The sequence below is a fragment of the Mesorhizobium sp. M1348 genome (assembly GCF_040317925.1).
Classification (GTDB): domain Bacteria; phylum Pseudomonadota; class Alphaproteobacteria; order Rhizobiales; family Rhizobiaceae; genus Mesorhizobium.
The window spans coordinates 142,211-166,630 of record NZ_JAMYLH010000005.1 but is presented as its reverse complement, the minus strand read 5'-3'; the positions used below and the strand labels follow the sequence as shown (position 1 = coordinate 166,630).

Below are 24,420 nucleotides of genomic sequence, written 5' to 3'. Positions count from 1 at the left end.
CAGTCCTCGCGTTCAAGTCCGTAAAAGCCTATGGCCTGAGATAGGCGTAGCCTTGGCGTTGCAATTCGGCGAGCTTGACGACGCCACCCCGGTCGGCTGCATGGAAGCCGTCGAGCAGGTCGGCCAAGCCGATATCCATGCCGTGCATGGTATTGGCGCAAGCGTGCGGGCTGAGCCCATCCTGGACAAGGCCGGCGAACCGCCCGGAAATGGCGGCCGATATGCCCTTCGACTTGAAGGCGGCAAGTGCTGGGCCGTGCACGACAAGCGCGATGTCGACTTTGCCGTCGGTGCCTTCGAAGTGGTTCTTGATGTTGCCGAGCACGAAATTGACCTTGTCGAGGTCGCTGAGGTGATAGGCGACCTTTTGCCTTTCTTCTTCGGAAGCCGCCGGCTTGACTTCATTAGCTGCTGCCTTGATCGGGCGCAGCCCGAAAAGCCCGGCGGCCCCGGCAAGACCGACGCGGAAAATATCGCGGCGTCGCATGGCTTCATCTCCCATTTAGCCGGCCCGCGCAAATTGCGTGGCCTCGGCCTCGATCCTAGCATAAATTGACGCCACGTCTTGTCGGGGCAATGGAGGGGTAGCATGACGTCGAGGACCATAATGGGGACCTTTGTGGGTGCCGGGCTCGGGGTTGCCTTGCTTGCCGCCGTCGCCGGCGCTGCTTTCGCCGATGACACGCTCAAACTCACCGAGCTCAGCCCCGACGGCAAGGACGCCTGCTTCGGCCGCGTCTACGACGCCGCGCATCTCAAGTCGCATCCGCACCAGAAGGTAACGCGCATCTTCTTCTATTACGGCCGCGATCCGGTCAGCCGGCCAAACGAGGAGCCGAGCGCCGGCATCGATTCCTCCTACAATGGCTTCATGGCGACGACGGTGCGCGGCGCCGAGGCGCCGGAATGGCTCGGCGGCTGGTGCAGTCATGAGTCGGAGGACGGCAAGACCGGCCCGATCCGTTGCGGCATGGACTGCGATCGCACCATGGCGTCGCTGAAGGTCGACGACAAAGGCCGGCTGATCGTCTCGGACGTGCAGCCCGACCTCTATCTCGACGCCGGATCGGAAGACGAGCTCGGCAAGGCGGAGTACGAAAGGCAGGCGCTGGGCAAGGACGACAACGGCTTCAGGCTCGACCCGATGCCGGCCGCGACCTGCAAGGCGGAGTTCGCGCGCATCGACCCGATCGACCCGGCCCTTGGCCCGCCATTGCGTGAGCGACTGAAGCTGGACCAGGCCTTCTGCTACGGACGCGACTACGATGCGGCGCATCTCGGCTTGCATCCAGACCAGCTGACCCAGTCGATCAGGGTGTTCCGCGGACCGGTCGAGCTGGCGTCTTTCGCCAAGGAGGGCGATCCGGCCAATTGGCCAAGCGGCGCCGATATCGCCGTTTCGGTTAGCACGCGGCAGAAATCGGCCAAGGTCACGCAGGTCTATAACTGCCAGGGCGAGGGCGACCAATGGCGCTGCGCGGCGAGCGCGAAGACGGGTGCTGCCACCTGCGACATCGCGCAAAAGGAGGTCTTCCTTCGCCGCGGCGCCAACGGCACGATGATGCTGGCCAACCCGAACAGCGGCCTGCCGATCGTCGATCTGTGCTCGAAGGCGGCGGAAGGCGACACCGGCTCCGACGACAAGGTCTACCGGCTGGAGCCGATGCCGCAGGCGGCCTGCGGGCCGTGATCAGGGTTCGGGACCCCAGGTTCGAAATTGGCCGAATGTGACGAGGAGGTGGATGCCATGCGCAAGACAAGGGTGTTTTGGTCCGGCCGCTCGCAGGCGGTGCGCTTGCCAAAGGAGTACCGTTTCGACACCAAAGAGGTTTTGATCAGCCGCCACGGCCAGAGGGTCATTATCGAGCCTCTTGCGCAGGACTGGGCCTGGCTGGACGGAGTGATAGGTCCGCTTGACGACGATTTCGCGGAGGCGGCGCTGGAAAGTCCGTCGGATCAGGAGCGAGCCGCCCTTGGTGTGGTCTTTAGCTGATCTCGCTCCTCCAAAGGGACTGTGGAGGTCGGCGCCGCCCCTAATTGCCAATCGACAACGCTGGTGATTGGCCAAAAGTCACCATCCCTTCGTCATCCCAGGGCGGAGCAGGAGCGAAGCGACGTCGCGGAGACCCTGGGATCCATGCCGCGATATATGCGGCACACGAAGGCGGACCAGAATCGAGAGTGCCACTTCGTCACGGCGGGTTAGGAGCGGGGTGACACATTCCGACCCGCAGCATTCTTCGGCGGATGTTACGGCATGGATCCCAGGGTCTGCGCTCCGCTTCGCGTCGCTCCGCCCTGGGATGACGAAGGGATGGATGTCTCAGCTAATCTCCAAGATATATGCGCTACCAACGAGGAGACCGATCTGCGCCACCTCACGCGAAGGGCACGGCGGTCGTGCCCTTGGGCAGTTTCGCCTCGTCGTCGGGCTCGACATGGATGATGACGCGGACGGAAGGGATCTCTGCCTGCAGCGCGTCCTCGATGCGGTCGCAAATGACGTGGCTGGCGCCGACCGACATGTCGGCGTCGACGACCAGATGGAACTCGATGAAGGTGGCGCGGCCGGCGATGCGCGTCTTCAGGTCGTGGACCTCGAGCGCGCCCTTGCAATTGGCCGAGATGATGTCGCGGATGCGGATATGTTCCTGAGTGTCCACGGCGCGGTCCATCAGCCCGTTCATCGACGAGCCGATGACGTGCCAGCCCTGCCATAGAATGTTCAGCGCCACGATCACGGCAAGAGCCGGATCGAGAACCTGCCAGCCGGTCAGCACGGCGCCGACCAGGCCGATGAACACACCGACCGAGGTCGCCACGTCGGTCATGATGTGCCTGCCGTCGGCGACGAGAGCCGGCGATTTTTCACTCCGTCCGGTGCGGATCAGCGTCAAGGCCCAGACTGCGTTGATGACCGTTGCGACGCCGTTGACGGCAAGGCCGGTCCATGGCTGTTCCAGCGGGGCCGGATGCTGCCATGACCACCAGACCTCGTTGAGGATCAGCAAGGCGGCAAGCACGATCAGCACGCCTTCCAGGACGGCCGAGAAATACTCGGCCTTATGGTGGCCGAACGGATGGTCCTGGTCGGCTGGCTTGTAGCTGACCTGGATTGCCCAATAGGCGGCGGCCGAGGCAATGACGTTGACGATCGATTCCAGCGCGTCCGAATAAAGCGCAACCGAGCCGGTGATGTACCAGGCGGCCAGCTTCAGGCCGAGCACGACGAAGGCGACAATGATCGACCAGAAGGCGAGGCTGGCGACCTTCTGCCTGGCGGCGGCCTTGATTTCTGCCGCGGTCATTGGGGAAAAGATCCCAACACTGAGCCCTCGAATTAAGCGGCCTTTTCCTTGGCCTTGCGCGGCAGGTGCGCGACAATGTTCTCGATGATGCGCATGCCGGCATTGTGGCCGAGCGTCATGATCGATTCCGGGTGGAACTGCACTGCGGCGATCGGCTCCTTGCGGTGCTCGAAGGCCATGATGATGCCGTCCTCGGTCTCGGCGGTGACGACAAAACCATCGGGCAGCCGCACCGGATCGGCGAAGATCGAGTGGTAGCGGCCGACCGTTACTTCCTTGGGCAGGCCGGAGAAGATGATGCCCGGCTTCGACACGCGGATGCGCGACGGCTTGCCATGCATCGGGATGTGCAGTTGGCGCAGCTCGCCGCCATAGGCCTCGGCCAGCGCCTGCAGCCCGAGGCAGACGCCGAAGATCGGCAGGTCGCGCGCACGGGCCCGCTTGATGGTAGCGGCGCAGTCGAAATCCTTCGGCGTGCCGGGGCCGGGCGACAGCACGACCAGGTTTGGCTTCAGCCGGTCGAAGATCTCGTCCGGCACCGGTGTGCGCACCGTCGAGACATTGGCGCCGGTCTGGCGGAAATAGTTGGCGAGCGTATGGACGAAACTGTCCTCGTGATCGACCAGGAGGATGTTGACGCCGTCGCCGACACGCGCGGTGCTGCGTTCGGTGCTGGCGGCATTGCCTAATTTGGCGTCGCGGATGGCGGAGAGCATGGCGGATGCCTTCAGTTCGGTTTCGGCTTCTTCTTCCTCGGGAATGCTGTCGAAGAGCAGCGTGGCGCCGGCGCGCACCTCGGCGATACCGTCCTTGATGCGAATGGTGCGAAGCGTCAGGCCGGTGTTCATGTCACCGTTGAAATTGACCATGCCGATCGCCCCGCCATACCAGGCGCGGGGGCTCTTCTCGTTCTGCTCGATGAAGCGCATGGCCCATAATTTCGGCGCGCCGGTAACGGTGACGGCCCAGGCATGCGACAGGAAGGCGTCGAAAGCGTCCATGCCTTCGCGCAGCCGCCCTTCGATGTGGTCGACGGTGTGGATCAGGCGCGAATACATCTCGATCTGCCGGCGGCCGATGACGCGCACCGAGCCCGGCTCGCAGACCCTCGATTTGTCGTTGCGATCGACGTCCGAGCACATGGTGAGTTCGGACTCGTCCTTCTTCGAATTGAGCAGCTTCAGGATCTGCTCGCTGTCGGAGATGGCATCGTCGCCGCGCTTGATCGTACCGGAGATCGGGCAGGTCTCGACGCGGCGGCCGTTGACGCGCACGAACATTTCCGGCGAGGCGCCGATCAGATATTCGCCCTCGCCGAGATTGATGAAGAAGGAATAGGGCGAAGGGTTGATGCTCTTCAGCTTGCGGGAAATCTCGGAGGGCTGGGTTTCGCAGCGTTCGTAGAACATCTGCCCCGGCACCACTTCGAACAGGTCGCCGCGCTCGAAGCTCTTCATCGCCTTGCGCACCAGCTTGGCATATTCGCCGGGCTCGTGGTCGCCGCGCGGCGGGATGCGGTCGGCGGTCATGAACGGCTCGACGATTTCGTCGCGCGGCAGGCCTTCGGTCGAGAAGCCATCGCCGGAATAGTCGTAGCGGTCGGTCCAGGCCTTGGTCGAATAATGGTCGACGACGAGGATCTCGTCGGGCAGGAACAGCACGAGATCGCGCTGGCTTGGCTTGCGCTCGAGCTTGTAGTCGACCGGATCGAACTGGAAGGCGAGGTCGTAGCCGAAGGCGCCATAGAGACCGAGATTGGCGTCTTCCTCGGTCTTGAACAAAGCGGTGATGGCGCGCAGCACGGTGAAGACGGAGGGAACGCGGCTGCGTTCCTCCTCGGTGAAGACACGGCCGGGCTTGGCGACTTCGAGGCGGATGAGCTTGTTCGACGTCTCGGCGATCGTGACATCGTCAAGGCCGGCAAGCACCGTGCCGATCACCGGCAAAAGCACCTCGCCGCGGCGGTTCAGCGCCTCGATGCGCATGCCGCGGCCGCGTGCCGAGATCACCAGCGGCGGATCGATGATGGCGGTGTCCCAGCGCGTATAGCGGCCGGGATATTCGTAATTCGAGGAAAACACGGCGCCGCGGCGCGAATTCAGGCCATCGACATAGCCGTCGATCGCCCCTTCATATGGCCGGTCATGGCGCTGGCGGGTAATCGCCACGCCACCCGCCGTGACGAAGCGCTCGGCGCCATTCTCCAGAATTTTCGTCGTCATTGCCGTCTCCATCAGCGTCTTTTGGGGCAACGGACCCGGGAATGGCTTGAAAAAACAAATGGCCGCCCGGACATTCCGCTGCGGCCACCCTCTATTGTCACGCGAACGCGTTCGAACAGGCCGCTGTCAGCGAGCCCACCACCAAATGGTCTTGATCGAACGCATATTCATGGCGATTCCCATAGCGGCGATTGGACGGCCGCGCAACTGGATTCAAAGGAAGGCTTCAATCCTCCAGCGTCCCGGACCTTGCATCGGCGCTCTTCCTGTCGCCGACCAGCTTCAAGAGGTCTTCGCCGGCGCGGATGATGCGGCGGGAACGCCGTGTCAGGATGAGGCCCGCCTGCGGCGCCAACACTTCCGTGCGGCCGTCGGGCTCACCCGGCGCGTGGACGATGGTGGCGAGCCGCGCACCCTTGGCCACGCGGTCGCCCGGCTTCACCTGGTAGAGGATCGCGCCCGAGCGGGGCGCCGGCATCATCTCGATGTTTTCGATCGGCGCGACGAGCCCTACGAAGCTGCCAGGCGCGGGCAGCGCCTGATCCCGGATGACGCCGCGCGCCACCAGCAGCCGGTAGAGTCCTTCGGCATCGTCGCCGGCGAGGGCGCCGTCGACATCGAGTATGCCGCGATATTCGACCGTGGTGGCGACGCGCCGGTCCAGGCGCGCCACGTCGGCTGGGACGTTCTGATACGGCATGATCGAGGCGCCTTCGAAGGTGCCGTCGGGATCTTCGTCCCACAGCATCACCGCATCGACGCCCATGGCCGCCGCACAATCCGCCATGGCCGGCCACAGGCTGGTGTGGACGTAGAGATAGGCGAGGCCTTCATCGTCGCAATGCAGGTCGAGCACGATGTCGTGGCCGATCGAGAGCTGCAGCAGCCGCGTCTTCAGCCGCTGGTCGACTGTGCCGTGCGCCGGCAGGAGGGCGACGTCGGGCGAGGCGAGCCGCGGAAAGCCGCGGTTGAAATTGGTGCGCGTGCCCAGATGGAAGCGGCCCTGATGGTCGCCGTTAAGATATTGCGCGCGGCCGATCGGATTGGCCCAGGGCACGATGGTCATATTGCCGCTGATGCGGCCTTCGGCTTCCGCCTTGCTGAGCATCGGCATCAGCGCATCGATGGCGACGACGCCCGGCAATTCGCCGCCATGAAGTGCCGCCTGCAGATAGGCCGAAGGCGCCGTCTTGTCCGTTCCGGTGAAGCGGAAGACGGGGAATTCGTAGGAGACGCCTTCGCTGTCGCCGGCGATGCGTTCGATGGATTTCTGCATAGGATGCCTCCGCGAGAAGAGGCGGAACACATGCCCTTTTGCCGATGGGCTGTCGATTGGTCCAGCCGGCGCCGCTATGGGCGCACGATTCTCCCCGGCCGTCACACCAGCGGCTTGAGTTCCTGGGCGATGGTCGGCAGAAGCTCAGAGACGTTCGGGTGGATGTGCACGGCGCGCGCCAGCGTGCTGACCGGCGCCTTGGCATACATCAGGTCGAGCACGCAGTGCACCGCTTCGTCGCCGCCCGGACCGAGCACCGAACAGCCGAGGATCTCCTTGGTGTCGGCATCGACCAGGATCTTCATGAAACCTTGCGTCTCACCTTTTTCGACGGCACGGCTGACGCGGGTCATTGGCCGCTGGCCGACCAGGGCGCGGCGGCCGGATTTCCTTACCGCGGCTTCGGTCATGCCGCAGCGGCCGAGTGGTGGGTCAATATAGAGCGCGTAGGCCTCGATGCGGTCGCTGACCTTGCGCGGATCGTTGTCGAGCAGGTTGGCGGCGACGATCTCGTAGTCGTTGTAGGAGGTGTGGGTGAAGGCGCCCTTGCCGTTGCAGTCGCCCATCGCCCAGATGCCCGGCACGCTGGTGCGCAGCTGATCGTCGACGACGATGAAGCCCCGTTTGTCGACCTCGACGCCGGCTTTGTCGAGGCCGAGATCGTCGGTATTTGGCGTGCGGCCGAGCGCCAGCAGCACATGCGAGCCGACCGCAGCCGCCTTGCCTGGCGAGAAGGTCACGGCGATTTCGTTGCCTCGCCTGGCGAAGCGGATGTCGTCGGCGCCGAGATGGACGGCAATGGCTTCGTTTTCGAGGATCGACAAAATGGCGTCCGAGACGTCATCGTCCTCGCGGCCGATCAGACGCGGGCTCTTTTCGATGACCGTGACTTCGGAACCGAAGCGACGGAACATCTGCGCGAATTCGAGCGAGACATAGCTGCCGCCGACGACGATGAGATGGCGCGGCAGCACGTCGAGATCCATCATCGACGAGTTGGTGAGGTAGGATACGTCGTTGACGCCGGGCAGGTCGGGCACCGAGGCGCGGCCACCGGTGTTGAGGAATATCCTTTCGGCGCTCAGCAGATCGTCGCCGACGCGCACCGTATTGGCGGTCACGAAGCGCGCATGGCCGCGATAGAGCGTGCATTTGTCCATGCCGGCAATCCAGTCTTCGAGATTGCCGCGTGCGTCGTTGGAGACCTTGTCCTTGCGCGCCTTGATCGCCTTGTAGTTGACGCCGACGGGACCGGAGAGCGTCACCCCGTAGTCCGCGGCGGAGCGGGCGAGATGCGCGGCATAGGCGCTTGCCACCATCGTTTTGGTCGGCGTGCAGCCGGTGTTGACGCAAGTGCCGCCGACCAGCTTTCGCTCGATCAGCGCCACGCTCATGCCGGCCGCATTCAGCCGGCCGGCGAGCGGTGGGCCGGCCTGCCCGGCACCGATGATGATGGCGTCGAATGTCTTTGCCGTCATGCCACCGCCGCCACGATCAGAAGCCCGCCTACGATCGCCACCGCGTCCTCGATGAAGGCGGCGGGCGGGTCCTTGCCGAAGGCGGTGGCCAGGCGTTTACGCGCCTCGGCGCCGCCCAGCGTGCCGATCACCGCGCCGACGGCGCCGGCGATCAGGCCGCCGATAGTGGCGCCGCCGGTCGCTCCGATCACCGCGCCGGTGAAAGCGCCCAGGACGATGCGCGTCCCGAATTGCTGCGGCACCTTGCGGCTCGGCGCCGATGGCAGCTGGTCGGTGACCAGTTCGGCGATGGCCAGGATGGTGAAGATGCCGACGGCGATCCAGTGGCCCATGAAGCTCGCCCAGGTGCCGGCGACCGGCAACCAGCCAAGCCAGGCGCCCCAGGCGACCGCGGCGGGCGCAGTCATGGCGCGAAGCCCGGCAACGACGCCAATCAGGAGTGCAAGAATGTACAGCATGATTGATCCCCTCGATGGCTAGGCGGGACAGGTCGCATGGGCAAGCTACCATAGGTCCGGCGTTTGACCAGAGCTGGTGTCGTCGCCGGCGCTTCCGTATTTTCACCATTTGTGCTTTGGCAAAGATTGAGACTGGAGTCGCGGCCATGGCCGGAAGCGAGCGCACGAAAATGGCGGCGGGCGAGTGGTATTGCTGCCTCGATCCGGAACTGGAGGCGCTGCGGATCACGGCACGCGACGCGGTGTTCGAGCACAACAGCCTGCCACCCCGGCAGCGTGCCGATATTGGGCCTGGCATGCGGGCGCTGCTCGGCGCTGCGGGCGAGCGCGCCCGGGTCGAAGCGCCGTTCCACTGCGCCTATGGCTTCAACATCTTTCTCGGCGACCGCGTCTTCCTCAATGCCGGCTGCACGATTCTCGATACGCGCCAGTCCGCATCGGCAAGGGAACGCTGCTCGGCCCCAATGTGCAGATCTATTGTGCCGAGCACCACAAGGAGGCTGCGGGGCGACGGGCAGGGCTGGAGATCGCCAAGCCGGTCGAGATCGGCGACAGTGCCTGGATCGGCGGCGGTGCCGTCATCCTCGGCGGGGTCAGGATCGGCGATGGCGCCATCGTCGGCGCCGGTGCCGTGGTGACGCGCGACGTCGCGGCGAACACCACGGTGGTTGGTAATCCGGCACGGATAATCAGGAACGGCTGAGCACCGTGCTTCTGTCGCCGGTCATGTCCTCGTTCTGATGGACATGGGCGGCTGTGTCACTTGGCCGGAGGTGGATGCAACCGCGTGTCGAGCGCAAACGCCTCCTGGGTCTTCATGGCGTATGCCCCCCTGGCGAGGCTCGCGTCGAAGATCAGGTTCCAGCTGTGCTGCGATACGGCGCTCGGAATCACAACGAACCGGTGCCGTTGCAGAAGATCGTCGCCAAACGCCTGTTGTCCTGAGCTCGGAATGCCCGGGCGCAACCAGTTGGGGTTGGGCACGGCGGCGGGGTCGACGATATGCACATCCGCGACATCGCTGACGATTGCTGCCGTCATGACATGCGCAATCGTGTCGAGCGCCCTGAAGCCCTTATGGACCGCAACTTCGAGGATCGCAGTCGACGGATCGATCGAGCAGTAGACGGCGCGCACGCCCTTGCTGTTCCAGCGTCCGCCCACCCTGTATGCGCCCTCGCCACTATCCCATGTAGGCGCAAACGCGGCTTGATCGAGGCGCCATCCGATGAGGTCGGAGCCACCAAGCGCCGCCGGCAGCGGCGTCATGCATAAACGCCATATTCAAGCCGTTCCAGATAGTCTTCTACAAGCTCGATCCCCGCCGGCGTCGCCAGAAGGTCGATTGGACGACGCTGGTCGAGCCCAATCGCCGGGCGCTCCAGCCATTGCTCTGCCTCCGCCTGCGAACCCAACACGTCGGTAGCTTTCGACAGGATCTCCGCGAACTTCCAGGTTCGTCCGCTCTGGTCCTGACTGAGAGGCTTGGAAGGAGCATCCTTGCGGCGCTGGTAGGTGCGCAGGCTCATGCCGACGGCCTTCTCCAGCGAATCGGTCTTCTGGATGAAGACGAGTTGCCCGATAAGATGGTCCAGCGCTGAAGCCGGCAGGCCGTGCAGAAGCAGCTCGTGGGCATCCAAAGCGCTGCTGAGGCGCCTTGCCAGAATGCGGCTGCCGCCTAGCAATCTCGCCACCTTCTGCAGTTCATTGTTTTTTGCTGCTGGCGCAGCCTTTTCCAATGCTATCGCCACGGCGGGCCTCTTCGCGTCATCTGTCGCTTTAATATATGACAGATGACGCAGAGCCTTTCAAGGACGACAGGATCGAGAGCAGGCAATCGCTTCGAGAAAAAAGATAGCCTATAATTCAGGCCAGATGCCAGTTCGACGTCGGCGCCGCCCCTCATCTGCCTGCCGGCATCTTCTCCCCGTATAGTGACGGGGAGAAGGGGCTGGCCGCAACCTCCGCACCCTTTCTCTAACGCTGGTGATTGGCGAAATCCTTTGCGATGCGACTTTCTCCCCGTCTCTATACGGGGAGAAATGCCCGGCAGGGCAATGAGGGGCAGCGCAAACCCGAAGCGATTGCCCTGGAATCGAGCGCGAGCCGAATTTCACCTCGGCATGTGCGCCACGCGCTCCTCCTGAGCGCTCCTCGAGAATTCGCGCCGGTATTGCGCCGGCGAGGTTCTGAGCCGCGCCGCGAAATGCTGGCGCAGTGAGGTAGTGCTGCCGAAGCCAGCCTCGAAGGCAACCGTGTCCATTGATTTTTCCGTTGCTTCCAGCAGCCGCTGCGCCAGCTGGACGCGCTGGTCGGTCAGCCAGTCGCCGAAACTGGTGCCGATCGTTTTTTGGAAGTGGCGCGTGAACGTCCGGCGGGTGAGGCCGGCGAGACCGGCAACGCTGTCCAGGCCGTGCGGATCACCCAGGGTTTTGCGCACCGTTTCGAGAGCCTGGGTAAAGCGGTCCGCATTGCCGGTCCTGGCGATGGGACGTTCGATGAATTGAGCCTGCCCGCCCTGCCGATGCGGAGAAAGCACGATCTGCCGGGCAAGCCGAAGTGCCGCCTCCGCGCCGTAACGAGCCCGTACGACGTGCAGGCAGCAGTCGAGCCCTGCGGCGACGCCGGCGGATGTCACGACATCGCCATTGTCGATGTAGAGCACTTCCGGTTCGACGAGAATGTCGGGATAGAGTTCCTGCAGCTGACCCGCGTAGGCCCAGTGCGTCGCCGCTCGCCGCCCTGAAAGCAGTCCGGTCGCCGCGACAGCGAACGTTCCCAGGCACAGTCCGACGATCAGCGCGCCGCGCTCGTGCGCGCCAAGCAACGAGTCGATCAATGCCGCTGGAGGCGAGCTCCCGAGATCCTTCCAGCTTGGCACGATGACGATGTCGGCGTCATCGAGCGCGGAAAGCCCGTGCGGGACGCTGATGGTCAGCCCGGCATCGGTGCGGATCGGCCCGTTCTCAATCGCGCAGACCCGGAAGTCGAAGCGCGGCAGGCCGAGCGTCGTGCGATCCGCGCCGAACACGAGACACGGCACGGAGAGATGAAACGGGCTGATGCCATCGAAGGCGATGGCGGCAACGACAGGATCGGTCATGGCAGCACCAACAGTCACGGGCAGCACCAACAGGAGTAACAACCAATTGTCCCAATTCTTTCGAATAATGTCAATCGGGTCACTTTTTGCCATCCGGTGCCGAGCCTATCGTCCACCCATCAATGTCCAACGGGAAAGGAAAACCCATGTCGCAACCAGCCAAAGGCAAAGCTCCACGCCGCGCCCTCATCGTTATCGACGTTCAGAACGACTATGATGGCGGCAACCTCGCCATCCAGCATCCGCCCTTCCGCGACAGCGTCGTCAATGTAGCGCGAGCGATGGACGCGGCCACCGAGGCAGGCGTCAAGGTGGTGGTCATCAAACAGTTGGCGCCGGAAACCTCACCGGTCTTCGCCAAGGGTAGCCATGGCGCCGAGTTGCACCCGGAAATCGCCAGGCGAAACCACGACCACTACATCGAAAAGAACTTGCCCAGCGCCTTCACCGGCACAGACCTCGAGGAGTGGCTGCGCGCCAACTCTATCGATACGATCACGGTCATCGGCTACATGACGCATAATTGCGATCTGTCGACGGTCATCCACGCCGTGCATATGGGCTTTGAGGTGGAGTTCCTGTCTGACGCAACGGGGTCATTGCCGTACGCAAACAGCGCCGGCTACGCTTCGGGGGAGGAAATCCATCGCGTCGTGACGATCGTATTGCAGTCGCGCTTCGCGGCCGTTCTCAAAACCGCCGAGTGGATCGATTGCCTGAAGACCGGCGTGGTACCCCAGCACGACACACCCTATGCCTCCAACCAGCGCGCGCTGGCGCGAAGCGCGGCGTAGGGACGAGATCGTCGCGAAGACGCCAAAAAGGGCGCCGCAGCGTTGCGGCGCCTTTGCCGTTCAAGCGTTGATTATCCCTAAAACAGGCCTTCGATCTGGCCCATTTCGTTCAGGAAAATCTTTTCCGAGGATGGCGCCTTGGGCAGGCCGGGCATGGTCATCACCTCGCCGCAGATGATGACGACGAAGCCGGCGCCGGCAGACAGCCTGACCTCGCGCACCGGCACGGTGTGGCCGGTCGGCGCGCCGCGCAGATTCGGATCGGTGGAGAAGGAATATTGCGTCTTGGCCATGCAGACCGGCAAATGACCGTAGCCGGCGTGCTCCCAGGCGTGGAGTTGGTCGCGCACCGACTTGTCGGCGATCGCTTCGGAACCGCGATAGATGCGCTGGACGATGGTGTTGATCTTCTCGAACAGCGGCATGGCGTCGGGATAGAGCGGGGCGAATTGCGACGCGCCGGATTCGGCCAACGCCACGACTCTTTTGGCCAGTTCCTCGATGCCGGCGGATCCCTGAGCCCAGTGCTTGCACAGGATCGCCTCTTCGCCCATCGAGGCGACGTAGTCCTTCATCGCCTGGATCTCGGCCTCGGTGTCGGAGTAGAAATGGTTGATAGCGACCACTGCCGGCACACCGAACTGGCGGATGTTCTCGATGTGGCGGCCGAGATTCGCACATCCCTTTTTCACCGCCTCGACGTTCTCCTTGCCGAGGTCCTCCTTCTTGACGCCGCCATTCATCTTCATGGCGCGAACCGTTGCGACGATGACCGCCGCTGCCGGCCTAAGGCCGGCCTTGCGGCATTTGATGTCGAAGAACTTTTCGGCACCGAGATCGGCGCCGAAACCGGCTTCGGTGACGACGTAATCGGCAAGCTTCAGCGCTGTCGTGGTGGCAACGACGGAGTTGCAGCCATGCGCGATGTTGGCGAACGGGCCGCCATGGACGAAAGCCGGGTTGTTCTCCAGCGTCTGCACGAGATTGGGCTGCATGGCGTCCTTCAAGAGTACGGCCATTGCACCGTCGGCCTTGAGGTCGCGGGCATAGACGGCCGACTTGTCGCGGCGATAGGCGACGATGATGTCGCCGAGGCGCTTTTCCAGGTCCTTCAGGTCGGTCGACAGGCACAGGATGGCCATGACTTCCGAGGCGACTGTGATGTCGAAACCGGCCTCGCGCGGGAAACCGTTGGCGACGCCGCCGAGCGAACAGATGATCTCGCGCAGCGACCGGTCGTTCATGTCCATGACGCGGCGCCAGACGACGCGGCGGGTATCGATGCCGAGCTCGTTGCCCCAGTAGATGTGGTTGTCGATCAGCGCCGACAGCAGATTGTGAGCGGTGGTGATGGCATGGAAATCGCCGGTGAAGTGGAGGTTCATGTCCTCCATCGGCACGACCTGCGCGTAGCCGCCGCCGGCGGCACCGCCCTTGACGCCGAAATTCGGTCCGAGCGAAGCCTCCCGGATGCAGACGATGGCCTTCTTGCCGATGCGGTTGAGGCCATCGCCCAAGCCCACTGTCGTCGTCGTCTTGCCTTCGCCGGCCGGTGTCGGGTTGATGGCGGTGACGAGGATCAGCTTACCGTCCTTGTTGCCCTTCACCGACTTGATGAACTCGGCCGAGATCTTCGCCTTGTCGTGGCCGTAGGGCAGAAGATGTTCGCTCGGAATGCCGATCTTCTGGCCGATCTCCTGGATCTGCTTCTTCCTGGCGCCGCGCGCGATCTCGATGTCGGACTTCACTTCGGCCATGACGGCTTCCCTCTGGATTGGACGGATTTGACTAGTGTGGTCGCAAGAACAGCCCGGCATTGCAGGCGCGAGCATGTTCTACCCCTGTCGCTGCCGCGGCGTCAACTTTCATGCAACTATGTTTCCTGCGAAGAAAATACCTCTGCCGCCGGCCGCTCTGCTACAGGTTCTTTTTGCGCCGGTTGCAGCGCCGTATAGAAGCCAGAGCAGGCGCGGTTCCGCCGTCTCAAAACAGCCGCCTAATACGCGAAAAGCGACAGAAGCAACGGCGCAAATTCACCAGCGCCGGCTGTGCGGCACGATCCGCTACTGCGTCAGCACGTTGCTGATCTCGACCATGTTCGAGCGCACCCTCAGTATGTAAAAACCCATCGTCGTCAGATGTGTCGGCAACAGCCAGCCGTCCTCGCGCCCATTGGCGATGATGAAGGGCTGGATGCGCAGCGCCGAGACGAATTGCGCGTCCATCGTATCCCACAGGTTCTGCAGGTGCTTTTCCTTGATGACGTCCTCGAAGTCGGCCTGTGCGCCCTTCATCAGCCCGTAATAGGCATAGAGCTGGCCATAGGCGAACCAGAAGCGGTCGTCGGCGCGAGTGTCGAACCAGCCATTATTGTGGTTTTCGGCACGCTCCTTGAGGATCGCCGAGGTCGAACCGATATCGGACGAAATGCGGTCGATATACTGCTTGAGATTGTCGGCGCGGGCATCGAACGTCGCCTGGCAGGCTGCGAGGCGGGCGTTGAAGGAACGCAGCTTGCGCACCGCGTCGCGATAATAGCTCGGCGTCGGCGTCTTGGGCCCGAACGGGTTCAAGCCGAAATACCAGGTTTCCTCATCGAACTGCAGATTGCCGCGGGCGTCCTGCAGGTCGGCGTCGATCTGCGAGGTGGTGCGGACGCGGCCGAGATTGTCGGCAAGCTCGGTCGCCGTGCGCCGCACCGCCTGGTTGATGCCGCGCTGGAACGAAGCCTTGTTGTCCATGAACGGCGTGTGGTCCCAGTCGATGCCGAACAGGCCGAGCTTGTAAAGGATCATCGACGACACCCAGGCATTCTGGTTGACGTTGAAGTCGGTCAGGTCGGCCGCAACCTGGGCAATGGCTGAATTTCCGCAGGTCTTGGCCGTGTCGGTGCCGGCGCCGGCGGAAACCTGTTCACCGGCGGAGCTGTTGCGCTCTTCGAACGTGTATTTGTCGACGTAATTCGGGTCGAAATTGTTCCACCACTGGGTGGCGTAGAAGAAATTGACATAGAGGCCGATCAGCAGGAGCAACGCCAGGCCGAGCACCGCCTTCAGGATCCAGCCGCGTTGCGTGTACCAGCGCCCCGCCCACAGGAACGGCCACAGGATCGCGCCGATGAGCAGGCCGATGCCGCGGCCAATCCACTGGAAAATCCGGGTGAAGAAATTCACGATCGGATCAAGCATGGCGATGTCACCCCCTCAGTCAGTCAAACCATAGAGGCGTGTGCGAAACGCCACCTTGTCCTTCAGATATGTGGTTTTCAGAACGTCCACAACATGCGATCGCCAGGCGTCGCTGAAGCCTTCATAATCCCTGTAGAAGCCCGGCTTGTTGAAGACGTAACGCGAAACGAAGTCCTGCGGCACGAAGTCCGAGATTAGCTGGTTGCTCAGCCAGGCGTCGGGATGGTCCGGCTTGGCGCGGATGACCAGGAAGCGCTGCTGCGGGAACACATCCTCGATCTTGAGATGGCCGAGTTGGGCGATCTCGCGCTTGGCGGCGTTGAGGAAGGGAAAATTGCCGTCCCTGGTGATCAGATCGGCGTGGCCGTGGATCCAGGTCTGCAGCCAGACCTTGTCGACGTCGGTCAGATTGCGGTCGGGCTCGGCGTCGCGGATCAGCGCGCGCACCACCATTTCGGCGCGATGCTCGAGATAGCCGGAGGTTTCGATCCATGAGGCGCGCGGCAGCTCGATGCGGCCGGTCGAAGCGAGGAATTTGAACACCTTGTCGGCATCGTGGATCGAGAGGTAGCTCACCTGCCAGGGCCGCGAACGGCGGAAACCCGGCGCTGCCGGGTCGCTGATCACCGTCGTCACCTCGGGATCGACGAACACATAAAGTCCACCGAAATGGCTGGTCCAATAGGCATTGTGGCGGAAGATCACCTGGTCCGGCACCAGCGCATTCTCGCGGATGTCGCCGCAGATCTTCGCCAGCTCGACCATGTGGGCCAGCATGGCGTTGTCGCGCCAGGCATCCGGCTCCTGCTTCAGCCGGTCGACCAGTTTGCCGAGTTCAGCGGCCTTGCCAAGCACATCCTCGGCCGACAGCACCTTGAATTCGACCTGGTTGATCGACAGCAGGTCCTCGATGTCGTCGACCTTGGGAACCGAATCCTCTATCTCGCCGTAGATGACGTCCTTGATCGTCAGTGCATCGATGGCGCGCTGGTTCTTGGACATGAATTCGTACATCAGCAGCGAGGTGTTGGAGAAAGCCGTGTGCACCACCGGCAGGTCGATCTGCGACGGCGTCAGGATGATAAAGCGGCGGTTGACCTCGTTCGGATCGAGGTAGCTGTAGTCGCCGCATTCCTCGGCGACCTGCGGCGAAAAGCCGGTGCGGTCGATCTCGAAGCTTTTCAATTTGGTCGGCTTCAGGCCGAACGCGACCATTGCCTTGTTGTAGCGCTGGATGAGATGCGGCTCGTCGATCGTCAGCAGCCGGCCGTAGATCAGCTCGTTGTCGCGCAGCAGATCGGGCTTCTTGGCCATTATTCCTTCTCCCCGTTCACGGGGAGAAGGTGCCCGAAGGGCGGATGAGGGGCGGCGCAGACGCTCATCATTCTTTTCCTGCAGCTGTCGAAGGCAGAAATTTTGCGTCAACAGCAATCATTTTTTCATCCAGTCGACCGTCAAGGACGGCCACGATCGTGTCCAGCACGCTCTTGCGGCTCGTCAGCACATCGGCGTGCCATATCCTCAGTACCGACCAGCCATTCCGATTCATCGTCTCGTCCCTGTATCGATCCTGAGATCGATTTGCGTGCTGGCTTCCATCAACTTCAACGACCAGATTGGCTTCACGGCAGGCGAAGTCAGCAAAATATGGACCGATCGGCAGTTGGCGAATAAATTTATGGCCATTCAACCTTCGTCCGCGCAGTTCGCTCCAAAGCTTGTCTTCGGCGCCGTTTTCGACCTTCCGCAGTTGCCGGGCTCTCGTAACTTTCGGCTCGTTTCCGCCACGCATTGCGCTGCCCCTCATCCGCCCTTCGGGCACCTTCTCCCCGTGAACGGGGAGAAGGGAAAGGGCTCACGCATTCCACAGCCCTTTCTTCTTCAACTCCTCGATCTCGCGGACGGCACGCTCCCGCAGGCGGGTGTCGCGGATCAGCTTGGTCACCGCCGCATCATCGGACTTGTCGGAATAGCGGAATTCGGAATCCGCGTAGCGGTTGATCTCCTGCATGACCATATCCATCGAGAATGGCCCGCGCAGTTCCTCGATCATCGCTTTCTTGTCGTCGTAACCCTTGTGCATGAAGGCTTCCGGCTTTTCGAACCACTCGTCCGGCAATTCGATGTCCATGGCGCGCATCTTGATGGCATCGGTGACGTTCTTGATGGCGCGGCCGGTAAAGCGCGGCTCGGCATCCTTGATCATATGCAGATAAGTGCCGATGTCGGCCATCGTCTTTGGCGCGCCGTTTTCCTTCATGTAGCGCTCATAGACCTTCATCAACCCGTCTTCCTGCGGCTTCTCATGCTCCTCGTAAGCTTCCATCACCGCGCGCTGGATCTCTTGCGCCGCATAGAGCTTGTGGTCGCCGAGCGGGATCTTGTGGTTCTTGCCGGCGAGCAGAACGAAGATGTCGATGTAGTCGTCGCGGCTCTGCGGGCCATCGACCAGCCAGCGCGCGCCGGCGCGCTGGCGCAGCGCGTCGTCGACGTTTTCGGGATAGTTGGAGAACATGCCGAAGGAGCAGTTGCCGCGCACCACGGTCGCCGCACCTCCAAAGGCGTCCATCAGGACGCCGGTGATTTCCTGCTGGCCGGCGGAGGCGCGATCGTCGGAGCGACGTGCCGCTACCTGGTCGATATCATCGATGGTGCCGAAGCCGATGACGCGCGGGTTCAGCACATTGTTGATGAACTGGCGGCAGTTCTGGCCGGACTTGCCCTGGTACGAGGAGATCTGGTCGACGCCGAAATTCTCGTAGGCGAAGGGATAGCCGGCGATCTGGCAGTAGCCGTTGAGCAGGCCGGCGATCATCTGGATCAGCGTCGTCTTGCCGGTGCCGGGCGCGCCGTCGCCGATGAAGGTGAACAAGAAGCCGCCGAGCTCGACGAACGGGTTCAGCTCGCGCTCGAAATCGTAGGCCATCAGCATCTTGGCAAGCTTGACCGACTGGTATTTGGCGATGTGGTTGCCGACGACCTCTTCCGGTTTTTTGAAGGTCATCACCAGCGGCTTTGCCCGCTTACCCGGCGCGACGTCGAAACCGTCAAGGGTAAAATCGTCGACGTCGATGCGGATATGCGCGTTCTCGAACGGGCCGATGCCGTCGAAGCGGCCCTTTCGCGCCAACAGCCCGTCGATGGCGACGCGGGCAAAGGCGCGGGCGCGGGTCATCAGGTCGGCATCGTCCTTCGAACCTGCTATCGCCCTGTCGAGCCCGGCCACGATCGACTTCACCGCATCCTGTGGCGTGTCGAACAGAAAGTCCGGCTCGGGCGTGTCGTTCGGCGCCTCGCCGTCGCTGTCGATCAGCTGGAACAAATAGGAGGCAAGGCTGAAGGCGGAGATGTAGGCAGAGGCCGACAGCAGCTTCTTGAAGGTGGCAGCTTCATCGCCTTCGAGCGGCGCGCGGGCGTTTTTCGCCTGCAGGCTTTCGAGGTCCGAGCCCTCGGCGAAGACATCCGATATGGCCAGCGCTATCGCTAGCCCGCGCCGGGCGCGAAACAACAGCGTGTGCTGCGGGATGGTCAGCAACTGGTCGTCGGAATGGACGGCGGCGACGGTTTTGGCGAGCTCGACCTCGCGCGTGTGGCGCACCGAGCCGACCGAGACGGTCGAGACGAAGCGGCGGTTGGTGCCGGCAAGCGCGGTGCCGGACTCGCGCGATGGGTCCTCCAGCACGACGATGCGAGTGATGAAACTTTGCGCAGTGGCGCGGTGCTTTTCAATTGCCGCTTCCGGGATGGTGGTCAGGCCGGTGTCCATGGAGGATGCTCCGCGATTTGACGGTCAGACGTCGCTGATGACCTGCCCATTCGACAGGATGTGGACCTTGTAGCCCGAAAAGATCTTCTGCGCCTCGCCGGCGGCATAGAGCGCCTGATAGGCCTCGTGCGGAATCAGCGCATGGTTCTCATAGCTCGACACGCCTTGCCGCGCGGCCTCGAGATCGTCGGTATTGATGAAGAATTCCTGCGTCGTCTTTTCGCTCGAAAACAACCCCTTGCGGCCTGGCTTTTCGGCCTTGGAAAAGACCTCCTGGATGGTCCAGGTCAGCAGCCAGGCGTTTTCCGGCTTGCGGACCTTGGCCAGCACTTCGCTCACCGTCGAATTGTTGTCGGTAATCCCTGCAGAATAGAACGGGCCGAGCACGACGCGACGCAGCTGCTTGGGATGCAGCGGCTCGAAATCCTTGTCGAGGTTGACCGCGATGGTCGCCGGCGACAGCGCGTAGGCGGAATTCTTCTCGGTGAAATCGTCGAAACGGTGGGCAAGCTCGGGATTGAGCAACCCGTCGACCGGCAGCGGGATGTCGACCCTCTCATTAAGTTTGCCATTGGAGTCGACAAGCTGCCGGATCATGTCGTCCGAGGAATCCTCGACCGTCACCATATAGACGAGCGGCAGGTTGGCGCTGCCGTCGAAGCAGGCCCAGTGGACCAGATAATAGGGCCGCAACGTCTTCGGATTGACCGACACCTTGACCGTCTGGGCCAGCGTGAACGGGCCGAAGGTGGTCTCGCTCTTGACGTCCTCGAGGTAAAGCCGCTCGGCCATCGACTTCTGCAGCGCTTCGGGGAATTCCTTGTGGCGCAGGATGAAGTCCGCCATTTCCTCGCGCAGCTCATCGGCCAGCGGGAGATTGGCGAGGCGCGCATCGGCCTGGAGCCGGTCGTTTTCCAACTCGAGCAGGTTCTGGAAGACCGGGAAACCGCTTTCGGCGCGCGAGATGCGGAACGTCTCGGTGAAGCCCAGCCGGTTGCGCCAGCACGAGAACGACTTGTCGAGCCGCGCAATATATTCGGCGACGACCTTGGCGACGATGCCGTGCCGGTAGAGCGGCGAGCGATCGTCGCGCATGAACACTTCGAGGCCGCCAAGTGCCGCCGCGATCGCCGAGAAATAGCGCGCCGCGGCTTCGTTTTCGGGGGTCATGCTGCCAGCCCTTGGGAGCAGTGCACGTGCAGCAATTACGACTGCACGTAATTTGCCGAATTGTGCTTCTTCATCACATCGTCGAAGCGGCGGGCGAAGGCATCGTCCGCGAGCTTCTTGCGGCGCTGGATGTCGGCGGTGGCGACCATGTTCTTCTCGTGCATTTCAAGCAGATCGCCAATGTGCTTCTGCGAGGCAGCACCAATGCCGGCCATGGTCTCTTCGGCGGTGTTATCGACCTGGCTGCCCAGCGTGTTGATCTTGTGGGCGACATCCTGTTGGGCGGCGGTCTTCAGCGAATCTTCCAGGGCCTTGTAGAGCACGATGCGCTGCTCGGTATCGATGGTCAGCTTGTTGATCAGCGTCGATTGCGCCGCGATCTGGTTGTTGAGCGAATCGACGAAGGTCTGGAACATCGAGGTATAGCGCTCCAGCGTCTGGCTTTCGGCCAGCAATTCCTGCTCCTTGGCCTGCTTCTCGTTATATTCCGTGGCCAGTTTCGAGCGTTCGCCTTCAAGCTGCGTGCGCTCCTTCTGGCTGGTCGAGGCGGCGATCTTGTTCTCGATGTCGAGCAGCATCGGGTTGAGTTCCTCGATGCGCTTCTGCACGGTCTCGAGATTGGACATGGTGGTCTTGCGGCGCTCGATCACCTGCGACAGGCTGGCCTCGGAGGTCTTGTAGCGCGTGTCGAGGACCTGCTTCTGCGCCTTGAGGATGCCGACGATGGTGTCGGATTTCGCCAGCAGCTCCTGCAAATTTCCGGCCAGCGACATGTTGCGGACGCGGTCGGTGCGCAGGCGCTGCTTGCGCTGGCTGGAGAAGACACCGACGAAATTTTCCCAGCCGGTGTAGTTCTTCATGCTCTCGAATTCGGCGCCGAAGACGTTGGTGGCGTCCTCGAGGCCGATGATCAGGTCGGCGATATTGCCTTCCATCACCTTCTGCTGCTTCAGCACATCCTCGATGCGGGCGTTCTCGATGTCGAAATTGGCGTCGCCGATCTTCTTGTCGGCGGTGGCGAGTGTGTCGAGCACGGTACCGGACTGCTCGATCTTGGTGCGCATGTCCTGCACGACCTGCTTGGTCTTGGCAATCTCGGCATCGAAATTCTGCAATGTCGCCATTGGGGCCTCCCGCTTCGGCATCGGTTTCGTTTCGCAAACCGCCGCGAATATATGTGCCGGGTTTGGCGAATGAAAGACGGAAGGCATGGGATTACAGGAAAACAAAAGAATTTCAGGAGGCGACTGCAGGATAGTCAGGCAATGATTACGGTGTAACTGCCGTCCGGTCAGGCACCGCTTCCAACCGCGGCTGGACTTTTGCTCGGGAGCGACGCTCAGGGCTTGGGATCGGCCTTGAGATAGGCGATGACGTTTGCGATGTCGTCGTCGCTGGTCAGGCCGGAGAAGGCCAATTTGTTGCCGGGGACCTTCTGCCGCGGCGCGCGCAGGTATTCGGCAAGGTTTGCTTCGTCCCAGACCAGGCCGGCAGCGCCCGCGTCCTTCATCCCCTGCGAGTAGCGGCTGAGGTAACTGTCCGCGGTGCCGGCGGTCCGGCCGACGACACCCAGCAGATGCGGGCCGACCTTGTCGCGGTCGCTAGTAGCCTCATGACAGGCCATGCATCTGTTGAAGACCTTCTTGCCGAGAGCGGCATCGCCGTCGGCATGCGCGGCAAGAGTGCCGGTGATGAGGAAAGCAGCGGCAGACGAAATGGCTCGAAGCATGGGAAATCCCGACGGCTCTGGCTGAGAGGTTCTGAAATAGGAAGCAGGCCTTAACAAGCGCCGCACGATGGCGCGATTGCGGAACGAATGTCGGCCGGGAGGTCGGATGAAAGCAATAGCGCTGGTTCAGGCTTTGGTGAAGCCGATGAAATCGTCGGGCACGGCGCGGCCCATTTCTTCTTCCCAATGGCGGCGGCAGAGCGAGACATAGACATCCTTGCCGATCGCCACCTGTTCGCCCTGTTTCGCCACCTTGCCGTCGGCGCCGAGGCGCACCACCATCGTTGCCTTGCGGCCGCAACGGCAGATGGTGCGCACCTCGCGCAGGTCGTCGGCGATCGCCAGCAGGGCGCGCGAGCCGGAAAACAGCTTGCCTTGGAAATCGGTGCGCAGGCCGTAGCACATGACCGGGATGTTCAGCCGGTCGGCGATGCGGGCGAGTTGCCAGACCTGCTCCTGTTCGAGGAACTGCGCCTCGTCGACGAAGACGCAATGCACCGTGGCGTGGTCGTGATGCTCGGCGACTCGGGCAAACAGATCGTCGCCGTCGCGGAACATCTCGGCCTCCGTCTCCAGGCCGATGCGCGACGAGATCAGCCCGGTATCGCCCTTCCGATAGTGGCCGGCGATGAACAGCATCGTCGTCATGCCGCGCTCGCGGTAATTGTACGAGGCCTGCAACAGCATCGTCGTCTTGCCGGCATTCATCGTCGCATAATGGAAGTACAGCTTGGCCATGCCGTCCTTTTAAGCCGAGTTGCAACAAAGCGGGGAGGGGGAGCACCTACATTCCACCGGGAAAAGGCGACTTCCATCCGGAAAGCGGCGGGCGTGTCGCTGATCGGCCAGCCTGCGCCGTTGTTCGTGATTGCCTTAGTGCTTGAAACCGCAGCAGAATGATGTTTGGCTGACGCTACAAGGCGGAGATAAAACCGTCGCTTGGCTTCACCGAGAACTGAAATGGGAGAATCTTCATGTCGCGTATGAGTTCATTCGTCGCCGGCCTCGGCCTGGCGGCTTTTCTATCCACGACTGGGGCCTTCGCCGGCGATGCGGAAAGCTGCAAGACGGTGCGGCTGTCCGATGTCGGCTGGACCGACATCCAGGCGACCACCGGCGTCGCCTCGGTTCTGCTCACGGCGCTCGGCTACGAGCCGCAGGTGATCCAGCTTTCCGTGCCGGTGACCTATGCGTCGCTGAAGAACAAAGACCTCGATGTGTTTCTTGGAAACTGGATGCCGTCGATGACCAACGACATCAAGGACTATGCCGCCGAAGGCTCGGTCGAGACCGTCAGCGAAAATCTCAGCGGTGCCGGCTACGGCATCGTCGTCCCGACCTATGTTGCCGATGCCGGTGTCAAGACGTTGACCGATCTCGGCAAGTTCAAGGACAAGTTCGACGGCAAGATCTACGGCATCGAGGCCGGCAATGACGGCAACCGCATCATCCTCGACATGATCAAGGATCCGAAGACCAATCTCGAAGGCTTCGAACTGGTCGAATCTTCCGAGGCCGGCATGCTCACCCAGGCCGAGCAGTCGATGAAGAACAATGAATGGATTGCCTTCCTCGGCTGGACGCCGCATCCGGTGATGGGCGCCATGAAGATCACCTATCTCGAGGGGATGGGAGATAGCGGCTTTGGCGCCGCCACCGTGCATACCAATGTACGCAAGGGCTACATGAGCGAATGCCCCAATGCCGGCAAGTTCATCGCCAACCTGAAGTTCAACCTGGACATGGAAGGCGAGATGATGGACGCGATCCTGAAGGGCGGCGACGCCAATACGGTCGCGACCGACTGGCTGAAGAAGCACCCGGACGCGGTCGCTCCCTGGATCGCCGGCGTCACAACCTTCGACGGCGGCGATGCGGCGGCTGCGGTGAAAACGGCGCTCGGAAGCTGACCCGACCATCTGGCATGA

24 protein-coding genes are annotated in these 24,420 nt (G+C 62.5%); 6 read left to right on the top strand and 18 right to left on the bottom strand.

The genetic code is table 11. From position 1 onward, the window contains the following. Nucleotides 1–28: 28 nt before the first annotated feature. Nucleotides 29–487, bottom strand: a complete 459-nt coding sequence (locus tag NKH13_RS11580) for a DsrE family protein (protein WP_352713267.1) — start codon at nucleotides 485–487, stop codon at nucleotides 29–31. Nucleotides 488–589: 102 nt separating this feature from the next. Between NKH13_RS11580 and NKH13_RS11575 the strand changes: the two genes are divergently transcribed. Continuing rightward, nucleotides 590–1,690, top strand: coding sequence for a hypothetical protein (locus NKH13_RS11575; RefSeq protein WP_352713264.1), 1,101 nt, complete (start codon nucleotides 590–592; stop codon nucleotides 1,688–1,690). Nucleotides 1,691–1,747: 57 nt separating this feature from the next. Further along, nucleotides 1,748–1,993 (top strand): antitoxin, encoded by a 246-nt coding sequence (locus NKH13_RS11570; RefSeq protein ID WP_352713261.1) that lies wholly within the window; start codon nucleotides 1,748–1,750, stop codon nucleotides 1,991–1,993. 385 nt (nucleotides 1,994–2,378) lie between these two features. Here the strand turns inward: NKH13_RS11570 and NKH13_RS11565 are convergent, their stop codons facing one another. The 5 genes from NKH13_RS11565 to NKH13_RS11545 form a co-directional block, all read right to left on the bottom strand. Further along, nucleotides 2,379–3,308, bottom strand: coding sequence for a cation diffusion facilitator family transporter (locus NKH13_RS11565; RefSeq protein ID WP_352713258.1), 930 nt, complete (start codon nucleotides 3,306–3,308; stop codon nucleotides 2,379–2,381). 32 nt (nucleotides 3,309–3,340) lie between these two features. Next, complete coding sequence (locus NKH13_RS11560) at nucleotides 3,341–5,530, bottom strand: anthranilate synthase (protein WP_352713255.1); 2,190 nt, start codon at nucleotides 5,528–5,530, stop codon at nucleotides 3,341–3,343. A 226-nt stretch (nucleotides 5,531–5,756) separates the two neighbouring features. Then, entirely contained in the window at nucleotides 5,757–6,806 is a 1,050-nt protein-coding gene (locus tag NKH13_RS11555) for a M14 family metallopeptidase (protein WP_352912561.1), read from the bottom strand. A 101-nt stretch (nucleotides 6,807–6,907) separates the two neighbouring features. Beyond that, nucleotides 6,908–8,284 (bottom strand): FAD-containing oxidoreductase, encoded by a 1,377-nt coding sequence (locus NKH13_RS11550; RefSeq protein ID WP_352912560.1) that lies wholly within the window; start codon nucleotides 8,282–8,284, stop codon nucleotides 6,908–6,910. Beyond that, entirely contained in the window at nucleotides 8,281–8,742 is a 462-nt protein-coding gene (locus NKH13_RS11545; protein ID WP_352912559.1) for a DUF4126 domain-containing protein, read from the bottom strand. The genes NKH13_RS11550 and NKH13_RS11545 overlap by 4 nt, the downstream gene beginning before the upstream one ends. Nucleotides 8,743–8,756: 14 nt before the next feature. Here NKH13_RS11545 and NKH13_RS11540 point away from each other — a divergent pair, with 14 nt between their 5' ends. Both NKH13_RS11540 and NKH13_RS35615 read left to right on the top strand, forming a co-directional pair. Further along, complete coding sequence (locus NKH13_RS11540) at nucleotides 8,757–9,380, top strand: maltose acetyltransferase domain-containing protein (protein WP_502914563.1); 624 nt, start codon at nucleotides 8,757–8,759, stop codon at nucleotides 9,378–9,380. After that, entirely contained in the window at nucleotides 9,323–9,445 is a 123-nt protein-coding gene (locus NKH13_RS35615; RefSeq protein WP_502914562.1) for a hypothetical protein, read from the top strand. The genes NKH13_RS11540 and NKH13_RS35615 overlap by 58 nt, the downstream gene beginning before the upstream one ends. 56 nt (nucleotides 9,446–9,501) lie before the next feature. Here the strand turns inward: NKH13_RS35615 and NKH13_RS11535 are convergent, their stop codons facing one another. The 3 genes from NKH13_RS11535 to NKH13_RS11525 form a co-directional block, all read right to left on the bottom strand. Beyond that, nucleotides 9,502–10,011, bottom strand: a complete 510-nt coding sequence (locus tag NKH13_RS11535) for an RES family NAD+ phosphorylase (protein ID WP_352466798.1) — start codon at nucleotides 10,009–10,011, stop codon at nucleotides 9,502–9,504. Continuing rightward, nucleotides 10,008–10,493: a type II RES/Xre toxin-antitoxin system antitoxin gene (parS, locus tag NKH13_RS11530; RefSeq protein WP_352912558.1), complete on the bottom strand. Its 486-nt coding sequence runs from the start codon at nucleotides 10,491–10,493 to the stop codon at nucleotides 10,008–10,010. The genes NKH13_RS11535 and parS overlap by 4 nt, the downstream gene beginning before the upstream one ends. Nucleotides 10,494–10,855: 362 nt before the next feature. Continuing rightward, nucleotides 10,856–11,845, bottom strand: coding sequence for a helix-turn-helix domain-containing protein (locus NKH13_RS11525; protein WP_352912557.1), 990 nt, complete (start codon nucleotides 11,843–11,845; stop codon nucleotides 10,856–10,858). A 146-nt stretch (nucleotides 11,846–11,991) separates the two neighbouring features. On the opposite strand from NKH13_RS11525, the gene NKH13_RS11520 reads away from it, so the two are divergent. Beyond that, nucleotides 11,992–12,639 carry a cysteine hydrolase family protein gene (locus NKH13_RS11520; protein ID WP_352912556.1) on the top strand — a complete coding sequence of 216 codons (648 nt, stop codon included), beginning with the start codon at nucleotides 11,992–11,994 and terminating at the stop codon, nucleotides 12,637–12,639. Nucleotides 12,640–12,716: 77 nt separating this feature from the next. Here the strand turns inward: NKH13_RS11520 and NKH13_RS11515 are convergent, their stop codons facing one another. From NKH13_RS11515 to NKH13_RS11475, 9 genes are all read right to left on the bottom strand, one after another. Next, a complete protein-coding gene (locus NKH13_RS11515) occupies nucleotides 12,717–14,396 on the bottom strand; it encodes a formate--tetrahydrofolate ligase (RefSeq protein WP_352466802.1) in 1,680 nt (559 codons plus the stop codon). A 306-nt stretch (nucleotides 14,397–14,702) separates the two neighbouring features. After that, entirely contained in the window at nucleotides 14,703–15,827 is a 1,125-nt protein-coding gene (locus NKH13_RS11510) for a DUF2333 family protein (RefSeq protein WP_352912555.1), read from the bottom strand. A gap of 15 nt (nucleotides 15,828–15,842) precedes the next feature. Further along, the gene (locus NKH13_RS11505) at nucleotides 15,843–17,141 is read right to left on the bottom strand and encodes a DUF6638 family protein (RefSeq protein WP_352912554.1); all 1,299 of its coding nucleotides are present in this window, start codon (nucleotides 17,139–17,141) and stop codon (nucleotides 15,843–15,845) included. Between the two features lie 67 nt (nucleotides 17,142–17,208). After that, nucleotides 17,209–17,619, bottom strand: coding sequence for an endonuclease domain-containing protein (locus NKH13_RS11500; RefSeq protein ID WP_352714560.1), 411 nt, complete (start codon nucleotides 17,617–17,619; stop codon nucleotides 17,209–17,211). Between the two features lie 63 nt (nucleotides 17,620–17,682). Then, nucleotides 17,683–19,593 (bottom strand): AAA family ATPase, encoded by a 1,911-nt coding sequence (locus tag NKH13_RS11495; RefSeq protein WP_352912553.1) that lies wholly within the window; start codon nucleotides 19,591–19,593, stop codon nucleotides 17,683–17,685. 24 nt (nucleotides 19,594–19,617) lie between these two features. Then, nucleotides 19,618–20,763 carry a hypothetical protein gene (locus NKH13_RS11490; protein WP_352912552.1) on the bottom strand — a complete coding sequence of 382 codons (1,146 nt, stop codon included), beginning with the start codon at nucleotides 20,761–20,763 and terminating at the stop codon, nucleotides 19,618–19,620. Nucleotides 20,764–20,798: 35 nt separating this feature from the next. Next, nucleotides 20,799–21,887: a hypothetical protein gene (locus tag NKH13_RS11485; protein ID WP_352912551.1), complete on the bottom strand. Its 1,089-nt coding sequence runs from the start codon at nucleotides 21,885–21,887 to the stop codon at nucleotides 20,799–20,801. 215 nt (nucleotides 21,888–22,102) lie between these two features. Further along, a complete protein-coding gene (locus NKH13_RS11480; protein ID WP_352912550.1) occupies nucleotides 22,103–22,492 on the bottom strand; it encodes a c-type cytochrome in 390 nt (129 codons plus the stop codon). 126 nt (nucleotides 22,493–22,618) lie between these two features. After that, a complete protein-coding gene (locus tag NKH13_RS11475; RefSeq protein WP_352912549.1) occupies nucleotides 22,619–23,230 on the bottom strand; it encodes a thymidine kinase in 612 nt (203 codons plus the stop codon). 236 nt (nucleotides 23,231–23,466) lie between these two features. Here NKH13_RS11475 and NKH13_RS11470 point away from each other — a divergent pair, with 236 nt between their 5' ends. Continuing rightward, nucleotides 23,467–24,402: a choline ABC transporter substrate-binding protein gene (locus NKH13_RS11470; RefSeq protein ID WP_352912548.1), complete on the top strand. Its 936-nt coding sequence runs from the start codon at nucleotides 23,467–23,469 to the stop codon at nucleotides 24,400–24,402. Nucleotides 24,403–24,420: the final 18 nt, after the last annotated feature.

Coding starts and splice junctions, on each gene's coding strand:
- NKH13_RS11580 (WP_352713267.1), bottom strand. CDS start 487: ATGCGACGCCGCGATATTTTCCGCGTCGGTCTTGCCGGGGCCGCCGGG.
- NKH13_RS11575 (WP_352713264.1), top strand. CDS start 590: ATGACGTCGAGGACCATAATGGGGACCTTTGTGGGTGCCGGGCTCGGG.
- NKH13_RS11570 (WP_352713261.1), top strand. CDS start 1,748: ATGCGCAAGACAAGGGTGTTTTGGTCCGGCCGCTCGCAGGCGGTGCGC.
- NKH13_RS11565 (WP_352713258.1), bottom strand. CDS start 3,308: ATGACCGCGGCAGAAATCAAGGCCGCCGCCAGGCAGAAGGTCGCCAGC.
- NKH13_RS11560 (WP_352713255.1), bottom strand. CDS start 5,530: ATGACGACGAAAATTCTGGAGAATGGCGCCGAGCGCTTCGTCACGGCG.
- NKH13_RS11555 (WP_352912561.1), bottom strand. CDS start 6,806: ATGCAGAAATCCATCGAACGCATCGCCGGCGACAGCGAAGGCGTCTCC.
- NKH13_RS11550 (WP_352912560.1), bottom strand. CDS start 8,284: ATGACGGCAAAGACATTCGACGCCATCATCATCGGTGCCGGGCAGGCC.
- NKH13_RS11545 (WP_352912559.1), bottom strand. CDS start 8,742: ATGCTGTACATTCTTGCACTCCTGATTGGCGTCGTTGCCGGGCTTCGC.
- NKH13_RS11540 (WP_502914563.1), top strand. CDS start 8,757: ATGGCTAGGCGGGACAGGTCGCATGGGCAAGCTACCATAGGTCCGGCG.
- NKH13_RS11535 (WP_352466798.1), bottom strand. CDS start 10,011: ATGACGCCGCTGCCGGCGGCGCTTGGTGGCTCCGACCTCATCGGATGG.
- NKH13_RS11525 (WP_352912557.1), bottom strand. CDS start 11,845: ATGACCGATCCTGTCGTTGCCGCCATCGCCTTCGATGGCATCAGCCCG.
- NKH13_RS11520 (WP_352912556.1), top strand. CDS start 11,992: ATGTCGCAACCAGCCAAAGGCAAAGCTCCACGCCGCGCCCTCATCGTT.
- NKH13_RS11515 (WP_352466802.1), bottom strand. CDS start 14,396: ATGGCCGAAGTGAAGTCCGACATCGAGATCGCGCGCGGCGCCAGGAAG.
- NKH13_RS11510 (WP_352912555.1), bottom strand. CDS start 15,827: ATGCTTGATCCGATCGTGAATTTCTTCACCCGGATTTTCCAGTGGATT.
- NKH13_RS11505 (WP_352912554.1), bottom strand. CDS start 17,141: ATGGCCAAGAAGCCCGATCTGCTGCGCGACAACGAGCTGATCTACGGC.
- NKH13_RS11500 (WP_352714560.1), bottom strand. CDS start 17,619: ATGCGTGGCGGAAACGAGCCGAAAGTTACGAGAGCCCGGCAACTGCGG.
- NKH13_RS11495 (WP_352912553.1), bottom strand. CDS start 19,593: ATGGACACCGGCCTGACCACCATCCCGGAAGCGGCAATTGAAAAGCAC.
- NKH13_RS11490 (WP_352912552.1), bottom strand. CDS start 20,763: ATGACCCCCGAAAACGAAGCCGCGGCGCGCTATTTCTCGGCGATCGCG.
- NKH13_RS11485 (WP_352912551.1), bottom strand. CDS start 21,887: ATGGCGACATTGCAGAATTTCGATGCCGAGATTGCCAAGACCAAGCAG.
- NKH13_RS11480 (WP_352912550.1), bottom strand. CDS start 22,492: ATGCTTCGAGCCATTTCGTCTGCCGCTGCTTTCCTCATCACCGGCACT.
- NKH13_RS11475 (WP_352912549.1), bottom strand. CDS start 23,230: ATGGCCAAGCTGTACTTCCATTATGCGACGATGAATGCCGGCAAGACG.
- NKH13_RS11470 (WP_352912548.1), top strand. CDS start 23,467: ATGTCGCGTATGAGTTCATTCGTCGCCGGCCTCGGCCTGGCGGCTTTT.